This window comes from Eubacterium barkeri, from assembly GCF_900107125.1.
Lineage (GTDB): Bacteria > Bacillota > Clostridia > Eubacteriales > Eubacteriaceae > Eubacterium_O > Eubacterium_O barkeri.
The window spans coordinates 34,945-58,078 of the sequence record NZ_FNOU01000005.1; the positions used below are offsets into that span (position 1 = coordinate 34,945).

The window sequence follows — 23,134 nt, forward strand, 5'->3', positions numbered from 1 at the left end:
GCAAAAAGGCCCCCACTCTGCATCCTGTGGGGGCCTCTTTCATTTGCTTTTTTAATTTCTACTTTTCTCTTTTCCTAAAGGCGCTGCTTATTGGGCCTTCCGCCTTGCCAGGAGGAGACAGCCTGCCAGGCCGGCCAGAAGCAGAGGCATTGCCAGGGCGAGATCATCACCCGCCACGCCAGTCTTAACGCTGTTACCTTCCGTCGTTCCCGTAGTCGTGGTCGTATTGCCGGAACCGCTTCCTGGTGTCACTGCTTCTGTTTTTTTCGCCAGAACGACGAAATCTGAGAAGCTCCGGGTGCTGAAGGTCAGGGTCTTGGCTGTGGTATCGTAGACGGCATCCAGCAGCTCGATGCTGCCATCGGCCTTCACGTGGGCCACCTTTACGGCATCTGTCTGGTAGCCGTCCAGATCCACGGACAGCACCAACCGGATGGCACCTTCTACTGGGGTACCTTCCATGCTGATATTCACGCCCATGACGCTGATATAACCAGCGTGTCCAGCTTCCGCCGCATGGGATTCTGCCTTGGCCATGCTCGTTTCGGATTTGGGGGATGTGAGAACGATCCGGGTATCCACGGGAAGGGCTTTCCCCTGGTCATCGGTGGCCACCACCGCTACCCCTTCGTGACTGGGCTGGTGGTTGTTTTGGGCCAAATCCTGTTCAGCGGTGTTGACAGCTGAGACGCCTTCTTTGACAAGGGCTTTGGCCCCGTCACTTAAAGCGGCATAGCCATCATTGACGGCTTTTACGGCCGCTTCAACGCCACCATCATTGGCTGCTATTTTTTCATGGGCCTTGTCAATGAGGCTCTGGACGGCCTGGGCCGCAGCCGCGTCCTCTTCTGCGGTCAGCTGGGCATCGGTCTTAATGGCGGCGATGGTATTCTTCGCAGCGGCCAGAGCCTGAGCGATGCCATCCGCATCCTTGGCCTGGTCGATGGCCTGATTGCCACGTTCGATGGCTTTGTCGATTTCTGCCTGCTGGGCCGTGCGGTAATCCGCCTTGTTGACGGTACTGGCTAAGTCAGCCTTTGCCGTTTCCTTTTGTTTTTCAAGGGCTGCCGCAGCGGCCAGCTCAGCCATTTTAGCTTCATCATCCGTCAGATGCTTTAACACATCTGCGGATACCAGGGCTTTCTGTTCCGGGGTTAACCCGTCGTAGGCTTTCCTGGCATCCTGCATCGGAACCAGATAGGCCAGGGTTAATTCCTCTGCCGTCGGCAGGCCGTTAATGCGGTCTGTGACTTTTTGCGCAGCAGCGACATCCGCATTGAGCGCGGTGATTTTCGCTTCAGCATCGGTGAGCCGTTGGAGGGCATCGGCGGTAATCTGCGCCTTGTTTTCATCGGAAAGGGCATCGTAGGCCTTGCGGACCAATGCGATTTGGGCACTGTCCTCTAAGGTCACATCTGCCGGTGCCTTCAAGCTGTCGAGCATACTCTGAACTTCTTCTAATGCCGCTTCTTCCGGGGTGATCAGCGTGATGTAGGTCATGGAGGCTTCTTTTTCCCCTTCCTGCACGATGATCCGCAGGGTGTGATGCAGCGGGGTGCTTTCATAGGTCCGGGTGGTTCCCCGATTCCCGTTGATATAGACGTTGGCACCCTCTGGGGCATCCACGGTGACATCGAAGTCGCCATCCACGGCGGCGCGATAGCTCGTGGTCCCTTCCTTTAAAGCTAAGGCCGTACCATCCACGGTGATGCCCGTAGGTGCCGCCGTTTGACCAACGGCTTCCTCTGCTTTATTCTGGGTGGTGTAGATTGAGGTGATTTCTGTTGATTTTTCGCCGATGGCACCCGCATAAATATTGGATGCTGTCCCGACTTTGATATACTTGACATTATCCACGGAGACGGGCTTGCCTTCGGCATCCACGGCCCAATCCAGATCGAACATGCCGTCTTTACTGTTGCCACTGCCTAAATAGGGGTTGGTGGCTTCCCCCTTAACCGTATTGTTCACATGGGTATCCACATAGCCAAAATCAGGATAAGCGGCGGAATCAGTGCCGTAGGAATCCTTGGCGTTGGCCACCAGGTGAAGGCCAGAGACGGTCATGCTGTTTTCTTCACCGGCTGCAAAGGTATGCAGCGGGTAGTTGGCCGCCAATGGATAGGTGTAGTTGGTGCCGCTGGTGCCATCACTGGCGGTCCAGGCTGAGGCCCCGCTTCCGGTTTTCGTATAGGTCATGCTGTAGTTCCAGTCGGCTTCATCATCGTAATGGCTTGAGCCGGCCAGGTAATACCAGTTCACCCCGTCGGAAGAGACCTGAACCCAGCCGGGCTCAGCCGCACCGGCGGTTTCTCCGAAGCAGTTGCCAAAGGCGATAAAGTCGATGCCATTGGGGTTTTTGGGGTCATTGGTGATGGGGGTGTCGAATTCATAGGTGATGGACCCGCCAAAATTCCCCAAGCTTTTCAAGCTCCCGCCATACTGCAGGGTTTTTTCCGGCAGCATGCCAAAGGTGCTGATATTGGTGTACTGGGAGCCCAGGCACAGGTAGTCGATGACGCGGCTGGGCTGGACGCCTTCTTCCCCCTTGGCGGTGTAGGCGAATCGGTAGCTGTACTGGACATTGCTTTTTTCATCAAACAGCACGATGGTCGCCGCCGTACCGCTTACAGCACTCGGCGTATCCATGGCCAGGGTATAGGTCGTTTCGGAAGCCCCGGTTTCCCCGGTGAGTTTATTGGCATCCTTCTTTTGATTCTGATAAACCTCATAGCCATTAGGGACAGTGAAATTCATCGTCACGGACTGGATTCCCCGGTTGATTAAAATATTGGGGGCAAAGTCCGAAGAAACGAAGCCTTTTCCAAAGAACTGGGCCCCTTCGGACAGCTTGGCCGAGGTGATTTTCATAGTGCCGGCATCTGCGGCAACCTGAAGGATGGTGATCTTGTAGGTGCTTTCTGCCCCGTCGCTCCAGGGATCCTGGGTGCCGCTTTCCAGACGGTCCGCCCATACCTTGGAGGAAATGACTTCATAGACAAGGGCTGTGCCTGATGGCTTGACCCCATAGTTCTGGACATCCGGCATTTTTGAGGATACATCTGCGGTCAGCTCTGTGGGGGCTCCCCCATCGACGCTGACCCGGACGTGTTCGAAGGCATCGCCGAAGGTCGGGGCCAGGGCCAGGACCTTGGTACCCTCAAAGGCGTAGGTGGTGTATTCATAGACGCTGCTGCTCCAGCCTGTCGCTGTGCCCACCACGCCCTCGGGACTTTTAAACAGCGTACCTTCGGGCTTTCCCTTGTAGGTGGGATACGTTTGTGCCGCACTGCCGTCCGGCTGGACCATCATCTTGGTGATGGTTTTCGTTGCCGAATAGGGACGGCTGATATTAAACACATAAGTGGTGGTATTGGTGGCATCAGCCTTTTCGGTCAGGACGATTTTAATGGTATTGTCCCCCGGGAACAGGGCGTAGTTCAGGGTGTTGGATACACCCTGGTTGATCCCGCAGGAGGTCTCCTGACGGGTGGAATCCTTGTAGTATGCCTTCGCGCTGTATTTCTCCCCATCGTATGTCGGAGTGAACATGAAGGATGCTAGACTGACATTAGTGCTTGTCAAATGATAGTCCAACTGGGTCGAACGGAATCCGGAATTATTGGAGGTCCATCCGAAGCTGCTGTAAGAAGTCAGAGTGAGGTTATCCATGTAGGGCACCCCTTCTCCGGCGACCTCCAGGGCAATGACGCCCTTGACCGCGCTGAGGAGGGTTGATGCTGAGGATTTGGCGGTGATGAGCACCGGACCATCCTTGATGCCGGTGACTACGCCGTTTTCATCCACGGTGGCCACGGATTCGTCGCTGGAGCTCCAAGTGAAGGTTTCATTGGCATCCACGCCCTTGGCCTGGAGGGCCAGGGTATTGGGTGTTGCGCCCTTCTTCAGCTGGAAGTATTTGGAATCACTGCCATCCTTTCGGGTGACACGGACCCCGGTGACCTTGACCGTCATCGTATCGGTATTGGCTTCATCCTGGGCATAGGCGACCTTGATGGTGGTCTCTCCAGGGCTATTGGGCGTAATGGTGAGGTTTTGACCCGTGACTGTCACGGTGGCAATCTCCGGATTTGCGCTGCTGACCACCAGCTGGTTATTGTACCAATTATTGGCCAGCTTCACCGTCGTGGTTTTCACACTGGTGTCCTGAGAAAGGGGCGCCTCTACAGCATCACTGCCGATGTTGATCTTTCCTGGAATCACATGGAAATAAACCGATGAGCGTGCGCCATCGACACTGGTAGCCTGGACCTCGAAAGTTCCTTCTGCTGTGGCAAATTTATCCTTATTCAACCTCAGCAGGCCATTGTCGTCGATGCTGCCCACTGAATCGTTATTGATGCTCCAGGTGACCTTCTGCTGGGACCCAGCAGGAAGAACGCTGGCCGTAAACTGGATTTGATTCTCTGGCGTACCGCCCATGATGTAATCAAAGCGGCCGTTGCTGGTTTCGTAGACGCCCTGCCCCGATGCCGGCGTAATGGTCGCCTGGGCAATCTGCCGTGAAAGGACAATTAAGGTATGGGTTGGGGAGGATTCTTTGCCGTCACTGGCCTGAAACACATAGGTCTGGGTCGCTGGGCTGGTTTCTCCAATCTCCACCCGTTGTGAAGGATTGGTTCCTTCCATCTGGACCGGTGCACCACCATCGATGCTCACGGTGTAGATCAGGGCATCCCCATCCGGATCTTCAAAAAACTTAGACGGATAGAAATATTTATAGCTGGTCCCACCAGCATACCAGGTATAGCTCTGTGTTTCGATGGCTTCGACACCCTCTTTTAATGTCGGGGATGCGTTGCCGGTATTGGTGACCGTCACCACATATTGGGGGGAATCCGCCTTGCCATCGTTGGCGATGAAGGTAAAAGTTTCCTTGTCCTGCACGGTCGTCGTGTAAGCGGCATCGGCGGCCACGGCTTCTGCATCGCCGACGCTCACCGTGTAGGTCAGGGCATCCCCGTCCGAATCCGTGAAGATCTTGGATAAGTCGATACTATATTTCCCAGTTTTATTGACGCTGGCATGATCCGGCGTGGTCACGCCCTCTGCCAGTACCGGTGCGTTGTTTTTCATCTTGACGGTGAGGGTGTATTCCACCCCTGGGCTCTCATTGCTATTCATGCTGGGCCAGGACGGGTCCCCACATTTAACGGAAATCACCGTACCATCCTGAACAGGGATGGCGGCCGTCCGTTTGTACTCGGTGCCGGCCACAGATGCACGGACCTGGTAGTTTTTATTGGCCGCCGTTGGTGTGACGGTCACGGCCTTCGTGCCATTTTCCACCGTCAGGGTATAGCTCTTGGTCGCTGGATCAAAGGCCGGACTCAACACCCCGGCATCCGTCTTAAGGGCCTTGAGGGTTTTATCATTATTTCCCCAGGTGCCGCCCAGGTCTTCCCCGTAATTGCAGGTATACATAATGGCGATGTCATCCCCGGCTTCCAGGGTCCCGGCTTTCACCGTGAAGGCGCCAAAGCCTTCATTGGTGAACCAATCATTGAGGGTCCCCATCCATCCGGACATACCGCCTCCCGCAAAGGCAGAGAGGCCATTGATTTCAGAAATATAGTTGCTCTCTGCACCGGTCTGGGAGTATTTTCCTCTGGACAGCGCCTCTAAAACAGCAGACATCATGGTGCTGTCCTGATTGATTGGCACCCACTCATCCACGAGGGTCCCCTCCCACGGTGCGCCATCGGCCTTTGAATAGGTGGTGTTGGATACGGTGACATGAACTTGGCTATCCTGGGATTCCACCGCCATGGCGGACAATGGTACCATTCCCATCACCAACGCTACCATCAACAACAGCATTACAAGATTTTTTAATCTTTTCATCCGATTATTCTCCTCTTCGTATTATTATTTATATCAACTGGCCCTACCAGATCCTATTCTCATTCATTTTTAAAATAAAAAAACTCCGGTAAAAACCGGAGCAGGCTCAGCATATCCGATCATCAGCAAAATCCAACCATTCTCTGTTGGATATTCACTCATGTTAGGTTCCAGACGGCCGAATAACCGGTCGGTCCACTGGATTCTGTTCTGGATTCGCACCAGATTACCTTCGGATGAGAGTAACTTTATTCGATTAAAAAAGCCACCAGGGCAGGTGGCGGCAACAAAAAAACAACGTTCCCACACGACCCTGTCAAAACCTGTTCCTGACTTTCACAGTAGCGGTGGAGCTGTCGACCAGAGGCCTTCTTCCAGATTGTCTTGACTTAAAATTATCTTAACATCTTTTCAAATACATTGCAAGATGATTCTAATTAAAATGATTTTTATCCGCTTCTTTTTACAACACCACCCAGCTATGTTAAACTGATTAACAACAAATCCGCATTCAAGAGGAGAATACCATCATGAGATACATCGAAAGTCCTTCAACCGATCCCACCTGGAACCTCGCCCTGGAGGAATATGTTTTTGACCATTTACCCAAGGACGAGGATTACTTCATGCTCTGGCAAAATGACAACACCGTTGTCATCGGTAAATACCAGAACACGGATGCAGAAATCGATGCCGAGGCTGTGGCTGAGCAAAAGGTCACCGTCGTACGGCGCCTTTCTGGTGGAGGTGCGGTTTTTCACGATATGGGCAACCTGAATTTCACCTTCATTACCGATGCCGATACCGTGTCTGATTTTGACTTTCTCCACTTTACAAAGCCCGTCCTGGGAACCCTGGCCCGCTTTGGCATCACTGCCGAATTCAATGGCCGCAATGATCTGACCATCAATGGTTATAAATTTTCAGGAAATGCCCAGTACACCCGGGATGGTCGGGTCATGCATCACGGGACCCTGCTTTTTTCCTCGGATCTCTCCCGGGTACAAAGCATCCTAGCCTTTAAGCCGGAAAAGTACAAGCAGAAGGGCGTTAAATCCGTCCGCTCCCGGGTGGGTAATATTTCCGATGCCCTGACTGCCCCCCTATCCCTGGATGAATTTAAAACCGCCCTTCTCGAAGAGGTCTTTTCTGAGGGTGATGTCCAGACCTACACCCTCACAGATTCTGATCGGAGGAGCATTGCCGCCATCCAGGCCGGCCGTTACGCCACCTGGGAATGGAATTACGGTGCTTCCCCCGGATACAATGCCACCCGGTCCAAACAATTTGACTTTGGTGGCATCACCCTTTACCTGAATCTGGTGGATGGCATCATCCGCGATGTCCATATTTGCGGCGATTTCTTTGGGGATGGCGTGGATACCCTGTACCGCCTGCTTATGGACTTACCCCTGGATAAAAAAATCCTCGAAAGCCACCTCACCGACGATGCCCTAAGGGGTACCATCAATGGGCTGACTTCCAAGGATTTGCTCACGCTGTTATTTGATTAAGAGTGCCCCTGTTTTTTTAATCCTTATGCACCAATTCAATTTCCTCCCCTGGGCGTAAAATCAATCGCCCCTCTGCGTGGAAGGATTCTGCCACCGACAGGTCGAAGAGGCGCTGACTATCGGCCGGGGCCACATGGATGGGAATGGAGTGATTGGCTCTGATGATGGCGGCGCACTCCGACGCCTCTTCGGGATTCATATTGTACACCCCATCGATGCACAGCAGGGCATAATCGATGTTTTCCTTGGACAATACAGCCTCCATACAGTCGGTCCGGGAGGTATCCCCGGAGCCATAAACCTTCACCCCATCAATGACCATCACATAGCCCACACAGGCATCCCGGTCGTGCTTTAAATTATAAGCAGGAACTGCCCGCAGGATAAAATCGCCGTAGGTTTTTTTCAGGTATTGTCCCTCTTCAATCATATCCGCTGCCCGGAGAATGATACCATCGGCCTTCATTCTCACTAAATTCAAATTGGTATGATCGTAATGCTCGTGGGTGATGAGCACGAAGTCTGCGGGCAGCTCATAGCCATCCCCCGCATAGGGATCGACGTAAATCACCCGGCCATCCGCCGACTGGAGCCGGTAACTGCCATGTCCCTGGTACAAAAGCTTCGCCATTGATAGGCCCTCCTCATTTCTTGAATAATCATTTATAGTGATTATACCCTAAAAGGCCTAAAAAATCATGAATGAGATGTAAATTGTATTTGAAGATACCCCTCCCGGTAAATGGCCCCGGTGATTTCCCGATTCTTAAGCTGATCCGGTAAAAGGATACGGCGATGCTGGTTCTTCACCCGGAGGACCACCTCGTCCCCTTGCTGGGTCAGATCCAGGGCGTCCTTATCCATAAATGGAATGTCCACCAAAAGCACTGGACCCTTACTCCCTTTTTTAATCTGGTACAGCGTCCCCTGATAGAAGCAATCCATGGGATCGGCCGACCCGTAAAGCTCAGCTGCGGCCTGCGCCAAAATTTCCAGCCCCTTCAACTCCACGGGCATGAGGCCAAGGGTGAAAACTGCCATCGGGGCAAAGCTCTCCATGACGGACTCCAGGGCCTGGGTCTGGGTTTCCTGCCATTTTCCAAAGTAACCCGACAGCGCTTCCCCGGGGAAAAGACGATTGACAATCACCGCATCGGCATTGTAGCCATAAAGATGGAGAAAGGAAAAATTTCGCTTTGCCTCAGCAATGACAATGCTCTCCGGAGTGGTTACAATCCGTATACTGGTGACCTCATGGTCGGTGAGGAGGCGGCGCAGGGCCTTTAACCGCTGATTTAACACTTCAAACTCATCAAAAATATTATCCTCGGGCATGGGAAGCTTCAGGGTCCGCTCCATGGTTGGGCCAAGTACCTTCAGCGCCTTGCGCTTAATGGGCAGTACCTTCTCAATAACCTCTCCCAGGGCTTCGGGATATTTAAGGAGTGACAGGGTTTCTCCCGTAGGTGCACAGTCCACCACTAGCACATCGTAGGCCCCTTCCTCATAATAATCCTGAATCCGCATAAGGGCTGCCAATTCTGTAAAGCCCGGGAAAGCCAACAGCTCCTCTGCCTCCAGTACCTCACCGTTTTTTGCGGTTAAAAGACGCTTGAAATACGCCTTTAGACCACCCCAGGCCTCTTCGCTCTCTGCCTCTGCATCAATTTCCAGGGCCATTAGCCCTGGCACCACCTCAACCGGCGCATTGCCAATGGACACTTCAAAGCTATCCCCCAGACTATGGGCAGCATCGGTACTCAAAATCAAAACCCGTTGTCCTGCTTTTGCAAGGGAGAAGGCAGTGGCAGCAGCGATGCTGGTTTTTCCCACACCGCCCTTCCCGGTATATAATAATAGTCGCATGACGGCCTCCTATTCTTCTGAGATCTTTATTTTATGGACAGAGGTTGCTGTTTTTTCCCCTGTCCCTTCCGGCTCCAAAAGCCGATTGAGCAGGTTTCGGCCAATGGCCTGGACCTCCCCTTCAATGGTATCCACATGGGGGCGTAAATCCTCTGGGATCAATGATTTAAAGGCCGCCATCTCCATTTGCTTCGCCTCCCACAGCTTTTCAATAAATTCACACTTCATGTTGCCCCTCCTCCTGGGTTTCCTCAAAGTTAACCCGTAATACACCCTCTTTAAGGGCCGCCCCGGACACCACGGTCTTCCTGAGAACATCCGGCAGAGGGATACAGCGCTTAAAATTACCAATACGAAGAATCAAATCGTCCCGTCCCTGATGAAGATCAATGGCCCCCTTTTCCACCTGGGGTAAGGCCAGGATCAGGGTGTAGCCCCTGGGACTCTTCTCAAAGATTTCCCGATGATCCTTGGGTGGACGGGCAAAAAGATCGGCATCATCCAGGGCATCCTGGGCAATCCGTCTTAAGGCAGCCGGACCTTTGACCTCCTCCTCGTACCAGGGGACCTGACGGATGGGCAATCCCCTAAAGACCTCCCCAAGCTCCTCCTGGTACATCGCCTGAATCCGATGCCACTCCCTGAAAAAATCAGCATCCGCTGCCGCTGGCAGTACCCGATTGATCACCAGACCATCCACGGTAAAGCCATAGAGATTTAAATACATCAGGCTGCGCTTGGTTTCTGCCACTACCATTTTCTCTGGAATGGCCACCATGCGGATGGTGGTCACTTCCGAATTCTTAAACAGCTTCTGGAGGGCGCTAAGCTCTAAATATAAGGCCTGAATATCATTCATGGCTGCCTGATCCGGCAGCTCGATTTTAAAGGCATGGCGGGAAATTGGCCGCATGACCCGCACCGCCACCCGGCCCACGGGGAAGAGCTTTTCCATATACCAGCTTAACAGCTCCGGCAGCTTTAGAAGTGCCAGGGTTTCACCCGTGGGGGCACAATCCACAATAATCATCTCGTATTCCCCGGATTCGTGCAAGGTTTTCACCCGGAGAAGGGAGAACAAATCCACCATTCCCGGAAAGAGCATAAAGCTGCCTACCCCATCCTCATCCGCCCCTCTCCCTGGCAGCATATGACTGATGGTTTCGGTAAGGTGCCCGTAATGCGCCGCCATCTCATATTCCGGATCGATTTCCAAAATATCTAAACAGTCTGTCACCTGCTGGATATCCTGACCACAGGTGATTTCAAAGAGGTCCCCCAGATTATGGGCCATATCCGTACTGATGAGGAGGGTTTTCATTCCCTTTTTTGCCGCCTGGAGGGCATGGGCAGACGCAATACTGGATTTTCCAACACCCCCCTTTCCTGTAAAAATCATTATTCGACCCATTGTGTTCTCCTTTATTTCTTTTTACGAATTATTCTTCTCTCGAAGTACTTTTCTGAATAAAAGGTCCCCTTTTTAAAAGGACCTCAATCCATCTACTCAATGGTAATCCGGCGAACGGGACTCCCCTTCCTGGCTGCATCGGTTTTCCCCTCCCCGACCTGTCCCACCGCCAACAGGAATTTATCCACCAGACCAGTCATCAGCCCACGCTCCTCTTCCGACAAGGACTGGATGAAGGTGTCAAAAACCCCGGTTAGGCTGTGGAGCTGATCCTCTAAAAACGCCTTACCCTCGGGTGTCAGGGTGACGGTCACCACCCGCTTATCTGTCTCCTGGCGCATCCGCTCCGTAAAACCGCTTTTTTCCATCCGACCAATGACACCTGAGACGGTATTCAGGGGAACCCCCAAATACTCCGCAATTTCCCCCATGCTGGCCGGGGCATTTCGGTATAGGTACATCATGGCAAAGATTTCGTTCTTAGTACAGCTCATGAAAAAATTATTCCACTGCTCTGGAAAAAAGAGCAGCCGACAGCGATCGACTATGTCAAAAATAAAGTGATCCATATTCCAGGTCTCCTCGGACATCCACACCGCCTCCTTTTTATTTCTTTCCTCGAAGTAAATTCATTCTATACCCGAAGTATTTTTCTGTCAAGTCTTTTCCCCATCCTTAAGCTTTGTGTTACAATGGACCCAATGTATCGTATCAAAAGGAGAGTCCATGAAATCACATTCCACCACTGCTTTGACCCGCCCCATGGTCGTTTGCCTGCTTGCCCTGGTCTGCTGCCTTCTTTGGGGCAGCGCCTTTCCCTGTATTAAAATTGGTTATGGCCTTTTCCAGATCGCCGGGGATGACCGGGCCAGCCAAATCCTTTTTGCCGGCCTGCGCTTTACCCTGGCTGGGCTGCTGGCCATCCTCTTTGGCAGTCTTTTAAACCGCCGCCTCCTCCTCCCAAAGAAATCCTCCTGGGGGCCGATTTTGAAGCTCTGTCTCTTCCAAACCGTCATTCAATATCTTTTCTTTTATATGGGTCTGGCCGGCACTACCGGGGTCAAGGCCTCTATCATCACCGCCACCAACGTTTTTTGGGCTATTCTGATTACTTGTATTGTTTTTCACCAGGAGCGGCTAACGGTGCCTAAAATCCTTGGGTGCGTCCTGGGCTTTGCCGGGGTCATTGCCGTCAATGTATCCGGAGGGGGCCTAGGTGGTGGTTTTACGCCGACCGGGGATGGCTTTATTATGATCTCTGCCATCTCCTATGCGGTGTCCTCCGCCCTCATTGGCATCTATTCCAAAAAGGATAATCCCGTTACCTTAAGCGGCTATCAATTTGTTTTAGGCGGGCTTATCCTCACCCTGGTCGGCCTGGTCCTCGGGGGACACCTTACCCCCACCGCTCCCGGAGCCTATGGGATGCTTTTGTATCTTGGCTTTGTCTCCGCTGTGGCCTATTCACTGTGGAGCCTTCTGCTTAAGTATAATCCGGTCTCCACCGTGGCCGTTTACGGCTTTATGAACCCCATTGCCGGCGTGGTTCTCTCTGCCATCCTGTTGGGTGAGCAAAGCCAGGCCTCTGGTCCAGTGGTTATTCTGGCACTGGCTTTAGTGTGCTTGGGAATTTTTGTGGTGAATCGACCAGCTCCCCCTCATCATCATTGAGGCATCTTTAGTCGGTTTAAGTCCCGCCCTTTTTCCCCCACTTAAAAAGAGCCCGATCCTTCTGGAGTACAGAATAATGGGCCCTGACTAAGCAGTGGGTGCCACGGATTCAGACAGCTTTCCCTTCGCATTCTGCCAGAGAAGTATAGCCATAGAATTTTACCATGGTGGTCATGATGATTTCGATGATATTCTCCCGTTTGGATAGCAGATCCATGAGATTGGCCCGATAACGCAGCAGGGTTTCCATGGAGTAGGTTTTTAATTCTGCCCGGAGATAGGTTTCAAAAGAGGTGTCATCGTTCCGGTCATCCGCAGTGTAAAGCTTTCTTCCCGCCGATGCGGTTTTAGGGTATTTTTCTTCAAACACAGCCCGACATGCCGTTTGGATGGTGACAATCCCCTCAACGATCTCCAGGGTCTTGGCATCGATGGCCGGGAGCTTATCTGCAAACCGGGCATACTCCTGGGGAGCCGTGGTTTCCATCATACGGGCGTATTTCTCCGTCATGAGGTTTCTCCCCTCTGCCACGGCCTTTTTTAAATCCTGCCAATAGGCTTCCAGGGTCGGGATATCCCAGGAGGAAAACTGACTCACCCGCATCATGGTGAAGGTTTTTTTCTTGAATTGACAGTCTGCCTTCCCTCCGGCGTTGTTTACATTGTGAAACATGGGCCATTCTAAATCCAGTACTTCCTGCAGTACATTCATTGATAATCCTCCTTAACTTCGTCGCAGCGCGTCATCGGTAATCCGGCTGAGGATGGCCCCGGTGTGATGATCCAAAAAATCGGAGTCAGCCTGGGAGAGGCCCATATCCAGAAGCACCGCCCGTATGCGGTCAGAAATTTTCTCGATGACCCGAACACAGTCGTCTGCGGTATTAATCTGGCAGCGCCAACGCAGGATATCCACCCCCGTCCATTTGTCCCGTTGATCCGGGGCCAGGAAGAGGGTCCGCAGCAGGGGTTCTAAATCCGCTAACAGGGGTAAATCCCTTAACCCCCGGTGCATCCATTTGTAGTATGGGGCATACCGATGGTTAAGCAGAAAAGCAGTCTTCATGGCCGCCTGGACGAATTCAGACAGACAGATAGCCGCGGTGACGGCATCTCCCCGCTGCATACATCGGGCGTAATTGTACTGCCCGGTTTGGGACATTGTATGGATTTCTCCCGCCAGCTTTCGAAGCCACACGTCCTCGGGGTAGCCTTTGAGCAGAGCCTCCCGGATTCTTGTAAATTCGCCTTCCGGGTCTACCCACAGAATCCCGTTGGTGGCGGTGGCCAGTCGATAATCCGGGATGGCCATCCAGGCTCGATTATTAGGGGGTGCCTCCGAATACCCAATACAGCTTCGATAAAAAACGGGAATAGACCATACCCCAACACGATCGCCTCCCATGGGGCTAGGGGGTCTTTTTTTTATGTCTCCAGCCATCTGGGGCAAAGCGTTGTAAGCCGCTTCCATGGCTTTCCCATATTTTTCATAATCCCCAGGAATGAGCCAAAGACAGAATCCCCCGCCAAAATCGTGGTCCTGGGAGATGGCATCGTCATAGCCAAAGCACTCTGATCCCTCCCCGACCAATCCCACTGCAACCCGCTCCCAGCATTCTGGAAACTGACGGGCGAGGGTCTCCCTGCCACATTTTTCGTAATATTCTTGTGCTTGCTCCAGGCCAGTCATTAGATATAGGGAGTGGTACTCGATGGACAAGGTCCGCCCAGGGCTTCCAGGGCTTGTTTGCCGATTTCCCGGGCAGCGTAGACGGCTTGTCTGACGGCACCAGCATCTCCACAGACGAAGACAATGGCTTCGTTGGAGTATTTGGTTCCACCGTTATCCGGGGATGCAAAACCGATGAGCTCTACATTGGCAGCCTTCAGGGCACCATCGCTCATAAGCACACCGATGCCGGCAGGTGCTCCGACGATAATGGCAAAGGCCTTGCCAATAGGAGCCCCAAAGACCATGTTACAGGCAAAGGAGGCCCGGGCCGTATATTGGAATTCCAAGTGGCCAGCATCATTGCCATACACATCCCCAAAGGTCCGGTTTAAATCTCCAAGGGCCACTTCCACGGCACGTTTGGCATCTGAAACATCTTCGGCTCCAAAGATTAAGAGCGAGCCGTGACCGGCACCGCCCTTGGTATCCCGGGCAAATTCACAAATGACCAGCTCGGTGTTAGTGGCCTTGACGGCTTCATCGGCTGCAAAAACCTGGGGTCCAGCACCTGTACGAGCGGATAATATCCCAATCGAACGGTATTTTGGATCAATCTTCATGGCTTCATGGAGGCTGGCGTCCACATTGGCGATGACGAAGCCAATGGTATCACCAATGGCAGTTCCTACAAATTCCGTTAACCCACAGACCCCCGTCGTGGCGGCACAGGTGCCTGTTTCTTCCACTTCATCCATTTTTTTCATGACTTCCGCCATTAATTGATTCATCAAATCAGTTTTCATTCGTCGTTACCTTTCATTCTAAAAGCTTGGCAGCATTTTTTCTGGATTTCAACTTAAAAATTTCCCTATTTCCGGACAGCGGCAAAACCATCGACCTGTTCCCAGGGCAAGGTCTCCCGCCCAAAGTGGCCATAGACCGCTGTATTTTTATAAATGGGGCGTCTTAAATTCAAACCCTCGATAATATCCGACACGGCAAAGGAGCATTCCGCCTTCAGCCGTTCCAGTAATGCGCTTTCTCCTTGTGTTGCAGTTCCGAAGGTGTCACATTCGATCATCTCCGGCTCCTCCTGGCCAATAGCATATGCTAGGGATATCTCACAACGCCTTGCTAAGCCCATGGCCACAATATTCTTGGCAATGTACCGGGCCATATAGGCTCCGGAGCGATCCACCTTGGTGGGGTCTTTTCCAGAGAAGGCACCACCGCCGTGATGGGCCACGCTCCCATAGGTGTCCACCATAAGCTTCCGCCCGGTGACACCGGTATCCCCCAGGGGGCCACCGATGACGAACCGTCCCGTGGGGTTGATCTGGAATCGGGTATCCACGGTGATCAGGGATGGATCAATCACTGGCTGAATGACATGCTTCATCAGCTCCAGCTTAATTTCCATCAAATCCACACCCTCATCGTGCTGGGCAGACAGGACGATGCTTTCGATCCGCTCGGGCTGTCCCAGTCCGTCGTAGGCCATGGTGACCTGAGATTTACCATCGGGGCGCAACCAGGGCAATATACCCTTTTTCCGTACCTGCGCCAGGCGTCTTGCCAGCTGGGTGGCCAGCATATAGGGCATGGGCATATACTCCGGGGTTTCCGCAGTCGCATAGCCAATCATCATCCCCTGATCCCCTGCGCCCAGGTGCCGTTTAATCTCCTGGCTTCCCAGGTTTTCAGGGGCCTTCCAACAGCACCGCTTCTTCCCGGGAATCCAGTGGGGCAGCTCCAGGCTTTCCCCCCGGTCCACCCCCAGGGCAATATCCCCAGACTGACTGTGGATATTGGTCAAAATCAGACAGCGATTTCCATCCATCCCCACCCCTTCAGAGGTATAGCCAGTATCCTTTATGACTTCCCTAGCGATGACCACTGGGTCGATGACCGCCTGGGTTGCCGTTTCCCCGGCGATGAGGACCGTGCCCTTTGACACCATGGTCTCCACGGCAACTCTGGATTCGGGGTCTTGCCCTAGGCAGGCATCCAGAATACTGTCAGATATTTGGTCACAGAGCTTATCCGGGTGTCCTTCCGTTACTGATTCAGCGGTTATTCGCCTTTTTTCCATTATTCATCACCACTTCCTGGTATCTTCTTCTTATATTCTGAAACCGTCATGTACTCATATTTTTTAAAAATTTTGCTGAAATAGCTACTTTCGTTATAGGACAGCTTATAGGCCACATCAATCACGCTCATGCCCTGGGTACAGAACAGCCATTTGGCATACATCATATGGCAAAGGTGGATATAGTCCATTACGGAGATTCCGAGGGTCCGTTTGAATAAGCGGCTGAGATATCCCTGGCTTAAATCACAGTAGGTTTTAACCTCTTTCAGACCAATATTCTCCTCCAGATGGGCATCAATGCAGGAAAACACCTTTTCCATAACGGGGTAGTCGGTCATCGCCTTGGTCCGCAGGATCAAATCCATCATGGCATAGAGCCTGAAGGAAAGCCATTTTGCCATGGGAGGCTTTTCCCCGGTAGGCTTATTAATATAGCTGGTGGACTGACTGCACCCATAGGTCCTGATGAGCTTGGCTTCAATCTTGTAGTAATAATCAATGATTTCCTCGGCGCTGTCCCAGGATTCCTCCATAATGCTTTTCACGATGTCCGGTAACTTGTAATACATGGTTTTATAATCCCGGGTTTCCAGAATACTACAAATCTCCTCAAAGGTGGCATCACGCTGCTTATTTAAACCCCGGTATTCTTCCAGCACCCGCTTAACCACCGTAAAGGAGAGGGGCTTTAACAAATAGTCGGACACCTTTATTTTGATGGCTTCCTTGGCATAATCAAATTCATTATAGGCGGAAATCAGATAGATGGCGACGTGAGAATCCACCTTCCGTATGGCCTTTCCAGCAGCAATTCCATTCATATCGGGCATAATAACATCCATAATGATGATATCCGGATCGTATTTTTCCCGGGCTTCAATGGCTTCCAGACCGTTTCTGGCGGTGGCACAGACCATAAAGCCATCAATCATGGCAATCATCTGCTCCAGGGCGGCCACCATCAGGGCTTCGTCATCGACAACGAGTATCTTATACATCGGCGCCCTGCCACGGAAGCCGGAGAATCGTCTCTCCCCCCTGATCAAGGGGTATCTCCTCGATTTCTAAGCATTCCCCGTATTCCCGGGAGAGGCCTGCCTTCATCTCAGCTATATTTTTTTCCAGGGAGTAGCTGCTCCCCAGCTTTTTACGGGGTATTTCATCCCCGGCGTCAGCCTTGTTGCTAATATCTTTTATGGTGAAAAGGATGGATGTCCCATCCCGCTCCCCCTTTAGCCAGAGGGTACCCCCTTCCTTATGGTTGTTGATGCTGCGATCCACGGCATATTCTATAAAGGGAACAAGCATTAACGCCGGAACTGGTGCCTCCCAAATCCTTCGGGAGACGTCCAGATGGTAGGTGATGCGCTCCCCAAACCGAACGGATTGAATCCGGAGGTAGCATTCAATATTGGCAACCTCCCGCTCCACCGTCCAATAGTCGTTGCGATAAAAAAAGCTGTTGCGTAAGAATTCTGCCAAAAGGGTCACCATCTCATTGGTTTGGACAGCCCCTTCAAGAATGGACAAATTCGCCACAGAGGTCAGGCTGTTGAATAAAAAGTGCATATTCAGCCGTTCCTCCAGGGTCCCTTCCTCCTGTCCCTTCTTTTTTTTAAAATTGAGGACATCCTGTTGACTTTTTTTCAAAGCATCCTGAGCCATTTCCAAAGCAACCTCTTTCTAATCACTGTCTAACGAAGGATGAAGGCGCTCATTAAGGTACAGCGCCTGCGCCGTGCTAAATGACGGGCGGTTACTGTTCCCTCCCCGGTTCGTGTGGCCACGGAGAAGCTACAGCCCCCTGCATTTTTATAGCCAATTCCGGCGTAGGCCGGACCATTCTTTACAAAGATGGCCGTTCCCATCACCCGGGCTGCATAATTGAGATGCGCGATATTCTGAGAATGGATCACGGCAGTATGGTGGTAGCCCTGTTCGATGAAAAGGGCAGCCTCTACAGCTTCATCAAAATCCTTCACCCTTATGATGGGCACCACCGGCATGAGCATTTCATGGATGGCCAGGGGATGCTCTTTAATGGTCTCCACAATGATGAGCCGGGTTTCCCCATTTCCTTGGAGTCCTGCCGTGGCCAGTATTTCCTCCGCTGTCCGCCCGCAAAAAATCTTCTTTGGTTTTAAATCCTCATCCAAAATGGTACCCGTCAGCTTTAAAATATCTGCCATATCCTCTAAGTACAGGGCTCCGTGATACTGCATCTGAGAAATGAAGGCATCTGCCACCGCATCGACGACGACAATGGCTTCCTCGGTCACACAGAGCATATTGTTATCAAAGGAAGCGCTATTTACAATGTCCTCTGCCGCACAAAGGATATCGGCAGAGCTATCGATAATCACCGGTGGATTGGCCGGTCCTGCCCCAATAACTTTTTTATCGGCCCGCATGGCACCACTAATGGCGGTATCGGAGCCGGTAATGATGATACAGTCCACATCGGGATGGGCCATGATTTCATGACGGGCCGCCTGGGAGCTTTCCTCCAGGATTCCCACCAGATGATCGATGCCCGAAACCTTTTTAATGGCCTCATTCATCCGATCCACCACATAGGCCGATGTTTTTTGCGCCCGGCAGTGGGGGCAGTGGATCACCGCATTCCCCGCGGCCAGGGCACTGATGGTCACATTAATCAGCGTGGCAATGGGGTTATTATAGGGATGAACGGCGCACACCACGCCATAGGGTGATAATTCGTAAAGGGTCATCCCATCATCGGTGGTGTTTACCTCGGTAGGTAAATCCTCGATGCCTGGTGTTTGGCTAATGGCCAGGTGGATTTTTTCAACTTTATCCCGCACCACCCCCACTCCTGTTTCCTGAAAGGTCATTTCAGCAATTCTTATGGCTTCAGGCAGTAGTGCTAAACGTATGGTCTGTATGATTTCTTCCCGGCGGGCTAACTTCTGCCCGGCATAGGCTGTGTAGGCCTTTCGGGCCAGCTGAACCGCCTGATTCACCGGTGAATCCATAATCTATCCCTCCTCCTATACAAAAGCGGGTCCCTGAAGCTTTAAAACAGGGACCCTTCTGAGATCAAAACAGGAAGCTTTAGATAACGTGCTGGGGTGCGTTATATCCTACATAACTCCCGCCAAGCGGCCATCTTCCCCGTTTATATATATGAAATATATTAAAATATATATTTCCTGTACCGCATGATGGCCTTAGCCACCGATTTTACAACCCAGTCCATGGCTTTCAACCACTTTTTTCAAGGTGTTCATTAATTCCTTTTCTGGTGGCTTAACCCCTTCCATTTCATAGGGCCTTCCCATCATGGCGTATTTATTGGAGCCAAGGGCATGGTAGGGCAATAGATGGATCGTCTTCACACCAGTCAATGTCTTTGTAAATTCACAAATCCGGGTGATTTCCTCTGGACTGGCATTAAATCCAGGGATGGTTGGGACCCGAACGATTGTTTCTGTCATCTGGCTAATCTTCTTTGCATTGTGCAGAATGATTTCATTGCTAACCCCCGTGTACTTCATATGGGTCCCTTCATCAATGCACTTAATATCCAGTAAGGCCAAATCAACATATTTAAAAACCATCTCCAGGGCTTCTTCATTAAAGGTATAGCCAGTAGTTTCCATGGCGGTATGCCACCCTTGATACTGGCAGGCCTTAAAAACCTCCGCACTAAATTCAAATTGGGTCAAGGGCTCCCCTCCGGATAAGGTAATCCCCCCGCCGGAATTCCGGTAGGTGGGGGCATCCTTCTTAAGCTCCCGGATAACCTGTTGAATGGTCATGGGCTTCCCCTTTCGCACCAGGGCGCCTGCCGGACAGACGGCTTCACATTCCCCGCAGCCCACACACCGCTCATAATCGATAAAGGTGGGAAACTGCGGACCTAAAGCCCCATGGGGGCAGATGCCTAAGCACCTGCCGCAATGGATACATTTTTTAACGTCATACAAGGTCACCGGACGAATCTTCTGGGATTCGGGGTTGCTGCACCACAAGCAGGACAAGGGACATCCCTTTAAAAACAGGATGGTGCGAATTCCCGGACCGTCATTTAACGAAAATCGCTGTATGTTAAAGACGACTCCCTCTTTTTCATAATCGACGTTGACGTTCAAAACAGTCGACCTCCGTTTCGTCTTCTAGAATTCTTGTTCTGTACGGCTGATGATATCGTCCTGGACTTCCTTGGCTAAGACCGTCCACTGTGCGCTGTAGCCAGCCACGCGGACCACCAAATCCTTATAGTTTTCCGGGTGCTTCTGGGCATCGATTAAGGTATCCTTATCGATTACGTTAAACTGGACGTGCATCCCCTTACGCTGGAAGTAGGTCCGGACGACGGCGGCAAAGTTTTTAATCCCTTCGTCTCCAGCCACAGCGGTGGGCAGGAATTTCTGGTTGTACAGGGTCCCATTGGAGAATTTTTCATGGTCCAGCTTGGCAACGGAGCAGGCTGCTGCGGTGGGGCCATCGGTATCCATCCCCTGGCGTGGGGAAACCCCATCAGCCAAGGGCTGCTTGGCTAAACGGCCATCGGGCAGAGCGCCGACATCCTTCCCAAAGAGGACGTTAGCGGATACTGGATAGCAGCCAGCCTGGAACTGTCCGCCCCGGGGGTTCGTATATTTTTCAACTTCGTCAGAATAAATACTGGCGCAGCGTTTACCCATCATATCCACACAATCTTCATCATTCCCAAAGTGGGGGCTGTTCATGAGAAGCTGACGGATCTGAGCATAACGGCTGGTGTTACCACTGCATGCCGGCGCGGCTGCTTCCCCTAAGCCCAGGCTGGTCAGGTCAACCGAGCCACTGGCGGCCAGAACCTGGCGAACCACATCGTACACCTTTTGTTCCATGGCACTCTTATCCCCAGCGGTGCTCACGCAGCCAGGTTCTCCAGTAGCCCCAAGGGGTTCCCCGAAGTTATTTTTAAGGGCATCCTGGAGCTCTTCCAGGGTAATCTTCTTATCCAAAAAGACATTCTTTTCAATGGCGTACATGGAGTCTGCATTATCTGCCACACCAAAGGCCTGGGGTCCGGTAAAGTTATAGATGGCGCCGCCTTCCTGGACGGATTTACCCCGGGCGATACAGTCATCCACCAGGGCAGATTCAAAGGGCAGGGGACACATTTCCATATGGGCGTAGTCCACGCAATTGTCGGATTCGGCCAAATAGAAAACGAAGTATTCCATCTGCTTCTGGTAAGCGTCGAAGAAATCTTCAATGGACTTGAAGGTGGTAATATCTCCGGTTTGAGGACCAAGCTGTTTGCCATCGCACATCCCGTTGTTCAGGGTGATATCCAGAACCTTGGCGATGTTAAAGAACGCCGCGTCATGCCAACCCTCTGTCTTGTGGGGGGCTTGGGGCTCCACACAGCCGATGATGCAGTAATTCCGGGCATCCTCTAAGGACACGCCACGGTTAAGCATGGCCGGGATAATGGCTTCGTCATTGTACATGGCGGGGACACCCGTCCCTTCCCGGGCAACCTCACAGGCACGGTACAGGAATTCATCAGGAGTCCCTTCATGCCAGCGGATGGAGAAGGACGGTGCGGGCAGCTTAACATGGGAAGCCGCTTCCATACACATGTAAGAAATCTCATTGGTGGCATCCACCCCCTTGCTGTCCTGTCCGCCAACACCGATGTTCTGGAAGACGGCATAGCCTGCGAAGGCTTGGTCTGAAATATCGTCCCGGGTTTTATTAATATCATTGAATTTAATCCAGATACAGTCGATGAGTTCCTGGGCAAATTCCGGTGCGATTTCTTGATCTGCGGCATAATGGGGATACATATACTGGTCAAAACGCCCCGGTGAGATGGAGTGTCCAGAGGATTCCAGCTGCATAATCAGTTGGATAAACCAGAAAGCCTGACATGCTTCATAAAAGTTAGCGGCTGGTTTTTCCGGAACATTGGCGCAGTTCTTAGCAATCTGGAGGAGTTCAGCCTTACGGGTGGGGTTCATTTCCACCTGGGCCAGCTCCAGCGCCTTCTGGGCATAGCGATGGGCAAAATTAATGGCAGCGGTATAGGTGATAATGACTGCATCGTAGAACTCTGACTTCTTGATGTACTCCGGATCATTTCTTTCCATCCTGGCCTTGGCTTCCGCCGCTTCCCGGATGATCCCGGTAAACCCAATATCCAGTACCTTGCCGTAGTCCACACAGACATGGCCAACACCACCGTAGAAGTAGTTCCCCACCGTAAACACGCCAGCCGCCTGGCAGGCCTTGGCTTCTTCGGACATCAGGGATGCCGCGTAAGCGCTGGTGGTCCGCCCAGGCCAATATTTAAACGCCTCCGTTAATTCCAGCTTAACATCCTGGGGAATAACAAAGGGGTCACACATCCGGGTGGCCATGGTGTCAAATTCAGCGGCGACCCAGTCGTAGGAAAATTCCGGTGAAATCTGACAGGACCGTACATTTTTGGTCAGTGCCCCGACGATGAGCTCATCATCCCGGATGGCTACAGGGATATTGTTAAAGATGGCCTCACACACCTTCGCCCGGCGCATAATGGGTGATTTATCTTCATTTTCTTTATAGGCCTGGGTGACCAGGGTCGCCCGTTCTGCCTCTACCTGGGGTACGGCATCCACGATCATTTTTTTAAGTCGTTTGACCCGATCTGTCGGTTCCGAAAATCCTTTAGCTATCATAATAAGCCTCCCTAAAATTTTGAATGGTAAACCATTGACCATTGCCCGATCAAGTGATTCCTAGAACTAATTATAAAGGACTTTCCAGGAAACCGTGAACACATCCCAAACCTGAATCATGTAAAATTGAAACCTCTTCGGACCCTTCCCCCAAAAAAGAAAACGCCTCCGCAAAAATGCGGAAGCGCCGAATTCATCCTTAAAGCTGCTTCCACACGAAACTATCAAAACACGTATCTGACTTTCACAGTTGCGGTGGAGCAGTCGGCCTCATAACCAGGCCTCTTCCGTTGGACGTTTTGATTGGGTGTAGTATAACAGATTTTCGGGATGCTGGCAAGGATAGATTTTATCCCCCAC

17 protein-coding genes are annotated in these 23,134 nt (G+C 51.9%); 2 read left to right on the top strand and 15 right to left on the bottom strand.

Features of this window, described 5'->3' with window-relative positions; translation table 11 throughout:
* Positions 1–87 precede the first annotated feature (87 nt).
* Entirely contained in the window at positions 88–5,865 is a 5,778-nt protein-coding gene (locus BLU30_RS04415; RefSeq protein ID WP_090243874.1) for an Ig-like domain-containing protein, read from the bottom strand.
* A 530-nt stretch (positions 5,866–6,395) separates the two neighbouring features.
* Here BLU30_RS04415 and BLU30_RS04420 point away from each other — a divergent pair.
* Positions 6,396–7,379, top strand: coding sequence for a lipoate--protein ligase (locus BLU30_RS04420; protein WP_090243876.1), 984 nt, complete (start codon positions 6,396–6,398; stop codon positions 7,377–7,379).
* 16 nt (positions 7,380–7,395) lie between these two features.
* On the opposite strand, the gene BLU30_RS04425 is transcribed toward BLU30_RS04420, so the two are convergent.
* The 5 genes from BLU30_RS04425 to BLU30_RS04445 all read right to left on the bottom strand — a co-directional run bounded on the left by BLU30_RS04425 (position 7,396) and on the right by BLU30_RS04445 (position 11,246).
* Positions 7,396–8,010, bottom strand: coding sequence for an MBL fold metallo-hydrolase (locus BLU30_RS04425; RefSeq protein WP_090243878.1), 615 nt, complete (start codon positions 8,008–8,010; stop codon positions 7,396–7,398).
* A 65-nt stretch (positions 8,011–8,075) separates the two neighbouring features.
* Positions 8,076–9,245 (bottom strand): ArsA family ATPase, encoded by a 1,170-nt coding sequence (locus BLU30_RS04430; RefSeq protein ID WP_090243880.1) that lies wholly within the window; start codon positions 9,243–9,245, stop codon positions 8,076–8,078.
* A gap of 9 nt (positions 9,246–9,254) precedes the next feature.
* Complete coding sequence (locus BLU30_RS04435) at positions 9,255–9,473, bottom strand: hypothetical protein (RefSeq protein WP_090243882.1); 219 nt, start codon at positions 9,471–9,473, stop codon at positions 9,255–9,257.
* On the bottom strand, positions 9,463–10,656 hold the full coding sequence (locus tag BLU30_RS04440; RefSeq protein ID WP_090243884.1) for an ArsA family ATPase: 1,194 nt from the start codon (positions 10,654–10,656) through the stop codon (positions 9,463–9,465). The genes BLU30_RS04435 and BLU30_RS04440 overlap by 11 nt, the downstream gene beginning before the upstream one ends.
* A gap of 92 nt (positions 10,657–10,748) precedes the next feature.
* Positions 10,749–11,246, bottom strand: a complete 498-nt coding sequence (locus BLU30_RS04445; RefSeq protein ID WP_090243886.1) for a MarR family winged helix-turn-helix transcriptional regulator — start codon at positions 11,244–11,246, stop codon at positions 10,749–10,751.
* A 136-nt stretch (positions 11,247–11,382) separates the two neighbouring features.
* Between BLU30_RS04445 and BLU30_RS04450 the strand changes: the two genes are divergently transcribed.
* A complete protein-coding gene (locus tag BLU30_RS04450) occupies positions 11,383–12,327 on the top strand; it encodes a DMT family transporter (RefSeq protein WP_090243888.1) in 945 nt (314 codons plus the stop codon).
* 109 nt (positions 12,328–12,436) lie between these two features.
* Here the strand turns inward: BLU30_RS04450 and BLU30_RS04455 are convergent, their stop codons facing one another.
* From BLU30_RS04455 to BLU30_RS04495, 9 genes are all read right to left on the bottom strand, one after another.
* Positions 12,437–13,039, bottom strand: a complete 603-nt coding sequence (locus BLU30_RS04455) for a DUF4125 family protein (RefSeq protein ID WP_090243890.1) — start codon at positions 13,037–13,039, stop codon at positions 12,437–12,439.
* A gap of 12 nt (positions 13,040–13,051) precedes the next feature.
* A complete protein-coding gene (locus tag BLU30_RS04460) occupies positions 13,052–14,047 on the bottom strand; it encodes a DUF4037 domain-containing protein (protein ID WP_143024204.1) in 996 nt (331 codons plus the stop codon).
* On the bottom strand, positions 14,017–14,802 hold the full coding sequence (gene pduB / locus BLU30_RS04465; protein ID WP_090243894.1) for a propanediol utilization microcompartment protein PduB: 786 nt from the start codon (positions 14,800–14,802) through the stop codon (positions 14,017–14,019). Before pduB ends, BLU30_RS04460 begins: the two co-directional genes overlap by 31 nt.
* Before the next feature lie 65 nt (positions 14,803–14,867).
* Entirely contained in the window at positions 14,868–16,091 is a 1,224-nt protein-coding gene (gene metK / locus BLU30_RS04470) for a methionine adenosyltransferase (RefSeq protein WP_090243896.1), read from the bottom strand.
* The gene (locus BLU30_RS04475; protein WP_090243898.1) at positions 16,091–17,092 is read right to left on the bottom strand and encodes a response regulator transcription factor; all 1,002 of its coding nucleotides are present in this window, start codon (positions 17,090–17,092) and stop codon (positions 16,091–16,093) included. Before BLU30_RS04475 ends, metK begins: the two co-directional genes overlap by 1 nt.
* Positions 17,085–17,759 carry a sensor histidine kinase gene (locus tag BLU30_RS04480; protein WP_242873512.1) on the bottom strand — a complete coding sequence of 225 codons (675 nt, stop codon included), beginning with the start codon at positions 17,757–17,759 and terminating at the stop codon, positions 17,085–17,087. The genes BLU30_RS04475 and BLU30_RS04480 overlap by 8 nt, the downstream gene beginning before the upstream one ends.
* Positions 17,760–17,788: 29 nt before the next feature.
* Positions 17,789–19,090: an aldehyde dehydrogenase gene (locus tag BLU30_RS04485; RefSeq protein ID WP_090243902.1), complete on the bottom strand. Its 1,302-nt coding sequence runs from the start codon at positions 19,088–19,090 to the stop codon at positions 17,789–17,791.
* Positions 19,091–19,285: 195 nt separating this feature from the next.
* Positions 19,286–20,209 carry a glycyl-radical enzyme activating protein gene (locus BLU30_RS04490; protein ID WP_090243904.1) on the bottom strand — a complete coding sequence of 308 codons (924 nt, stop codon included), beginning with the start codon at positions 20,207–20,209 and terminating at the stop codon, positions 19,286–19,288.
* 24 nt (positions 20,210–20,233) lie between these two features.
* The gene (locus tag BLU30_RS04495) at positions 20,234–22,774 is read right to left on the bottom strand and encodes a glycyl radical protein (protein ID WP_090243906.1); all 2,541 of its coding nucleotides are present in this window, start codon (positions 22,772–22,774) and stop codon (positions 20,234–20,236) included.
* Positions 22,775–23,134: the final 360 nt, after the last annotated feature.

Coding starts and splice junctions, on each gene's coding strand:
- BLU30_RS04425 (WP_090243878.1), bottom strand. CDS start 8,010: ATGGCGAAGCTTTTGTACCAGGGACATGGCAGTTACCGGCTCCAGTCG.
- BLU30_RS04495 (WP_090243906.1), bottom strand. CDS start 22,774: ATGATAGCTAAAGGATTTTCGGAACCGACAGATCGGGTCAAACGACTT.
- BLU30_RS04450 (WP_090243888.1), top strand. CDS start 11,383: ATGAAATCACATTCCACCACTGCTTTGACCCGCCCCATGGTCGTTTGC.
- pduB (WP_090243894.1), bottom strand. CDS start 14,802: ATGAAAACTGATTTGATGAATCAATTAATGGCGGAAGTCATGAAAAAA.
- BLU30_RS04455 (WP_090243890.1), bottom strand. CDS start 13,039: ATGAATGTACTGCAGGAAGTACTGGATTTAGAATGGCCCATGTTTCAC.
- BLU30_RS04420 (WP_090243876.1), top strand. CDS start 6,396: ATGAGATACATCGAAAGTCCTTCAACCGATCCCACCTGGAACCTCGCC.
- BLU30_RS04480 (WP_242873512.1), bottom strand. CDS start 17,759: ATGGCTCAGGATGCTTTGAAAAAAAGTCAACAGGATGTCCTCAATTTT.
- BLU30_RS04485 (WP_090243902.1), bottom strand. CDS start 19,090: ATGGATTCACCGGTGAATCAGGCGGTTCAGCTGGCCCGAAAGGCCTAC.
- BLU30_RS04435 (WP_090243882.1), bottom strand. CDS start 9,473: ATGAAGTGTGAATTTATTGAAAAGCTGTGGGAGGCGAAGCAAATGGAG.
- BLU30_RS04430 (WP_090243880.1), bottom strand. CDS start 9,245: ATGCGACTATTATTATATACCGGGAAGGGCGGTGTGGGAAAAACCAGC.
- metK (WP_090243896.1), bottom strand. CDS start 16,091: ATGGAAAAAAGGCGAATAACCGCTGAATCAGTAACGGAAGGACACCCG.
- BLU30_RS04440 (WP_090243884.1), bottom strand. CDS start 10,656: ATGGGTCGAATAATGATTTTTACAGGAAAGGGGGGTGTTGGAAAATCC.
- BLU30_RS04475 (WP_090243898.1), bottom strand. CDS start 17,092: ATGTATAAGATACTCGTTGTCGATGACGAAGCCCTGATGGTGGCCGCC.
- BLU30_RS04415 (WP_090243874.1), bottom strand. CDS start 5,865: ATGAAAAGATTAAAAAATCTTGTAATGCTGTTGTTGATGGTAGCGTTG.
- BLU30_RS04445 (WP_090243886.1), bottom strand. CDS start 11,246: ATGTCCGAGGAGACCTGGAATATGGATCACTTTATTTTTGACATAGTC.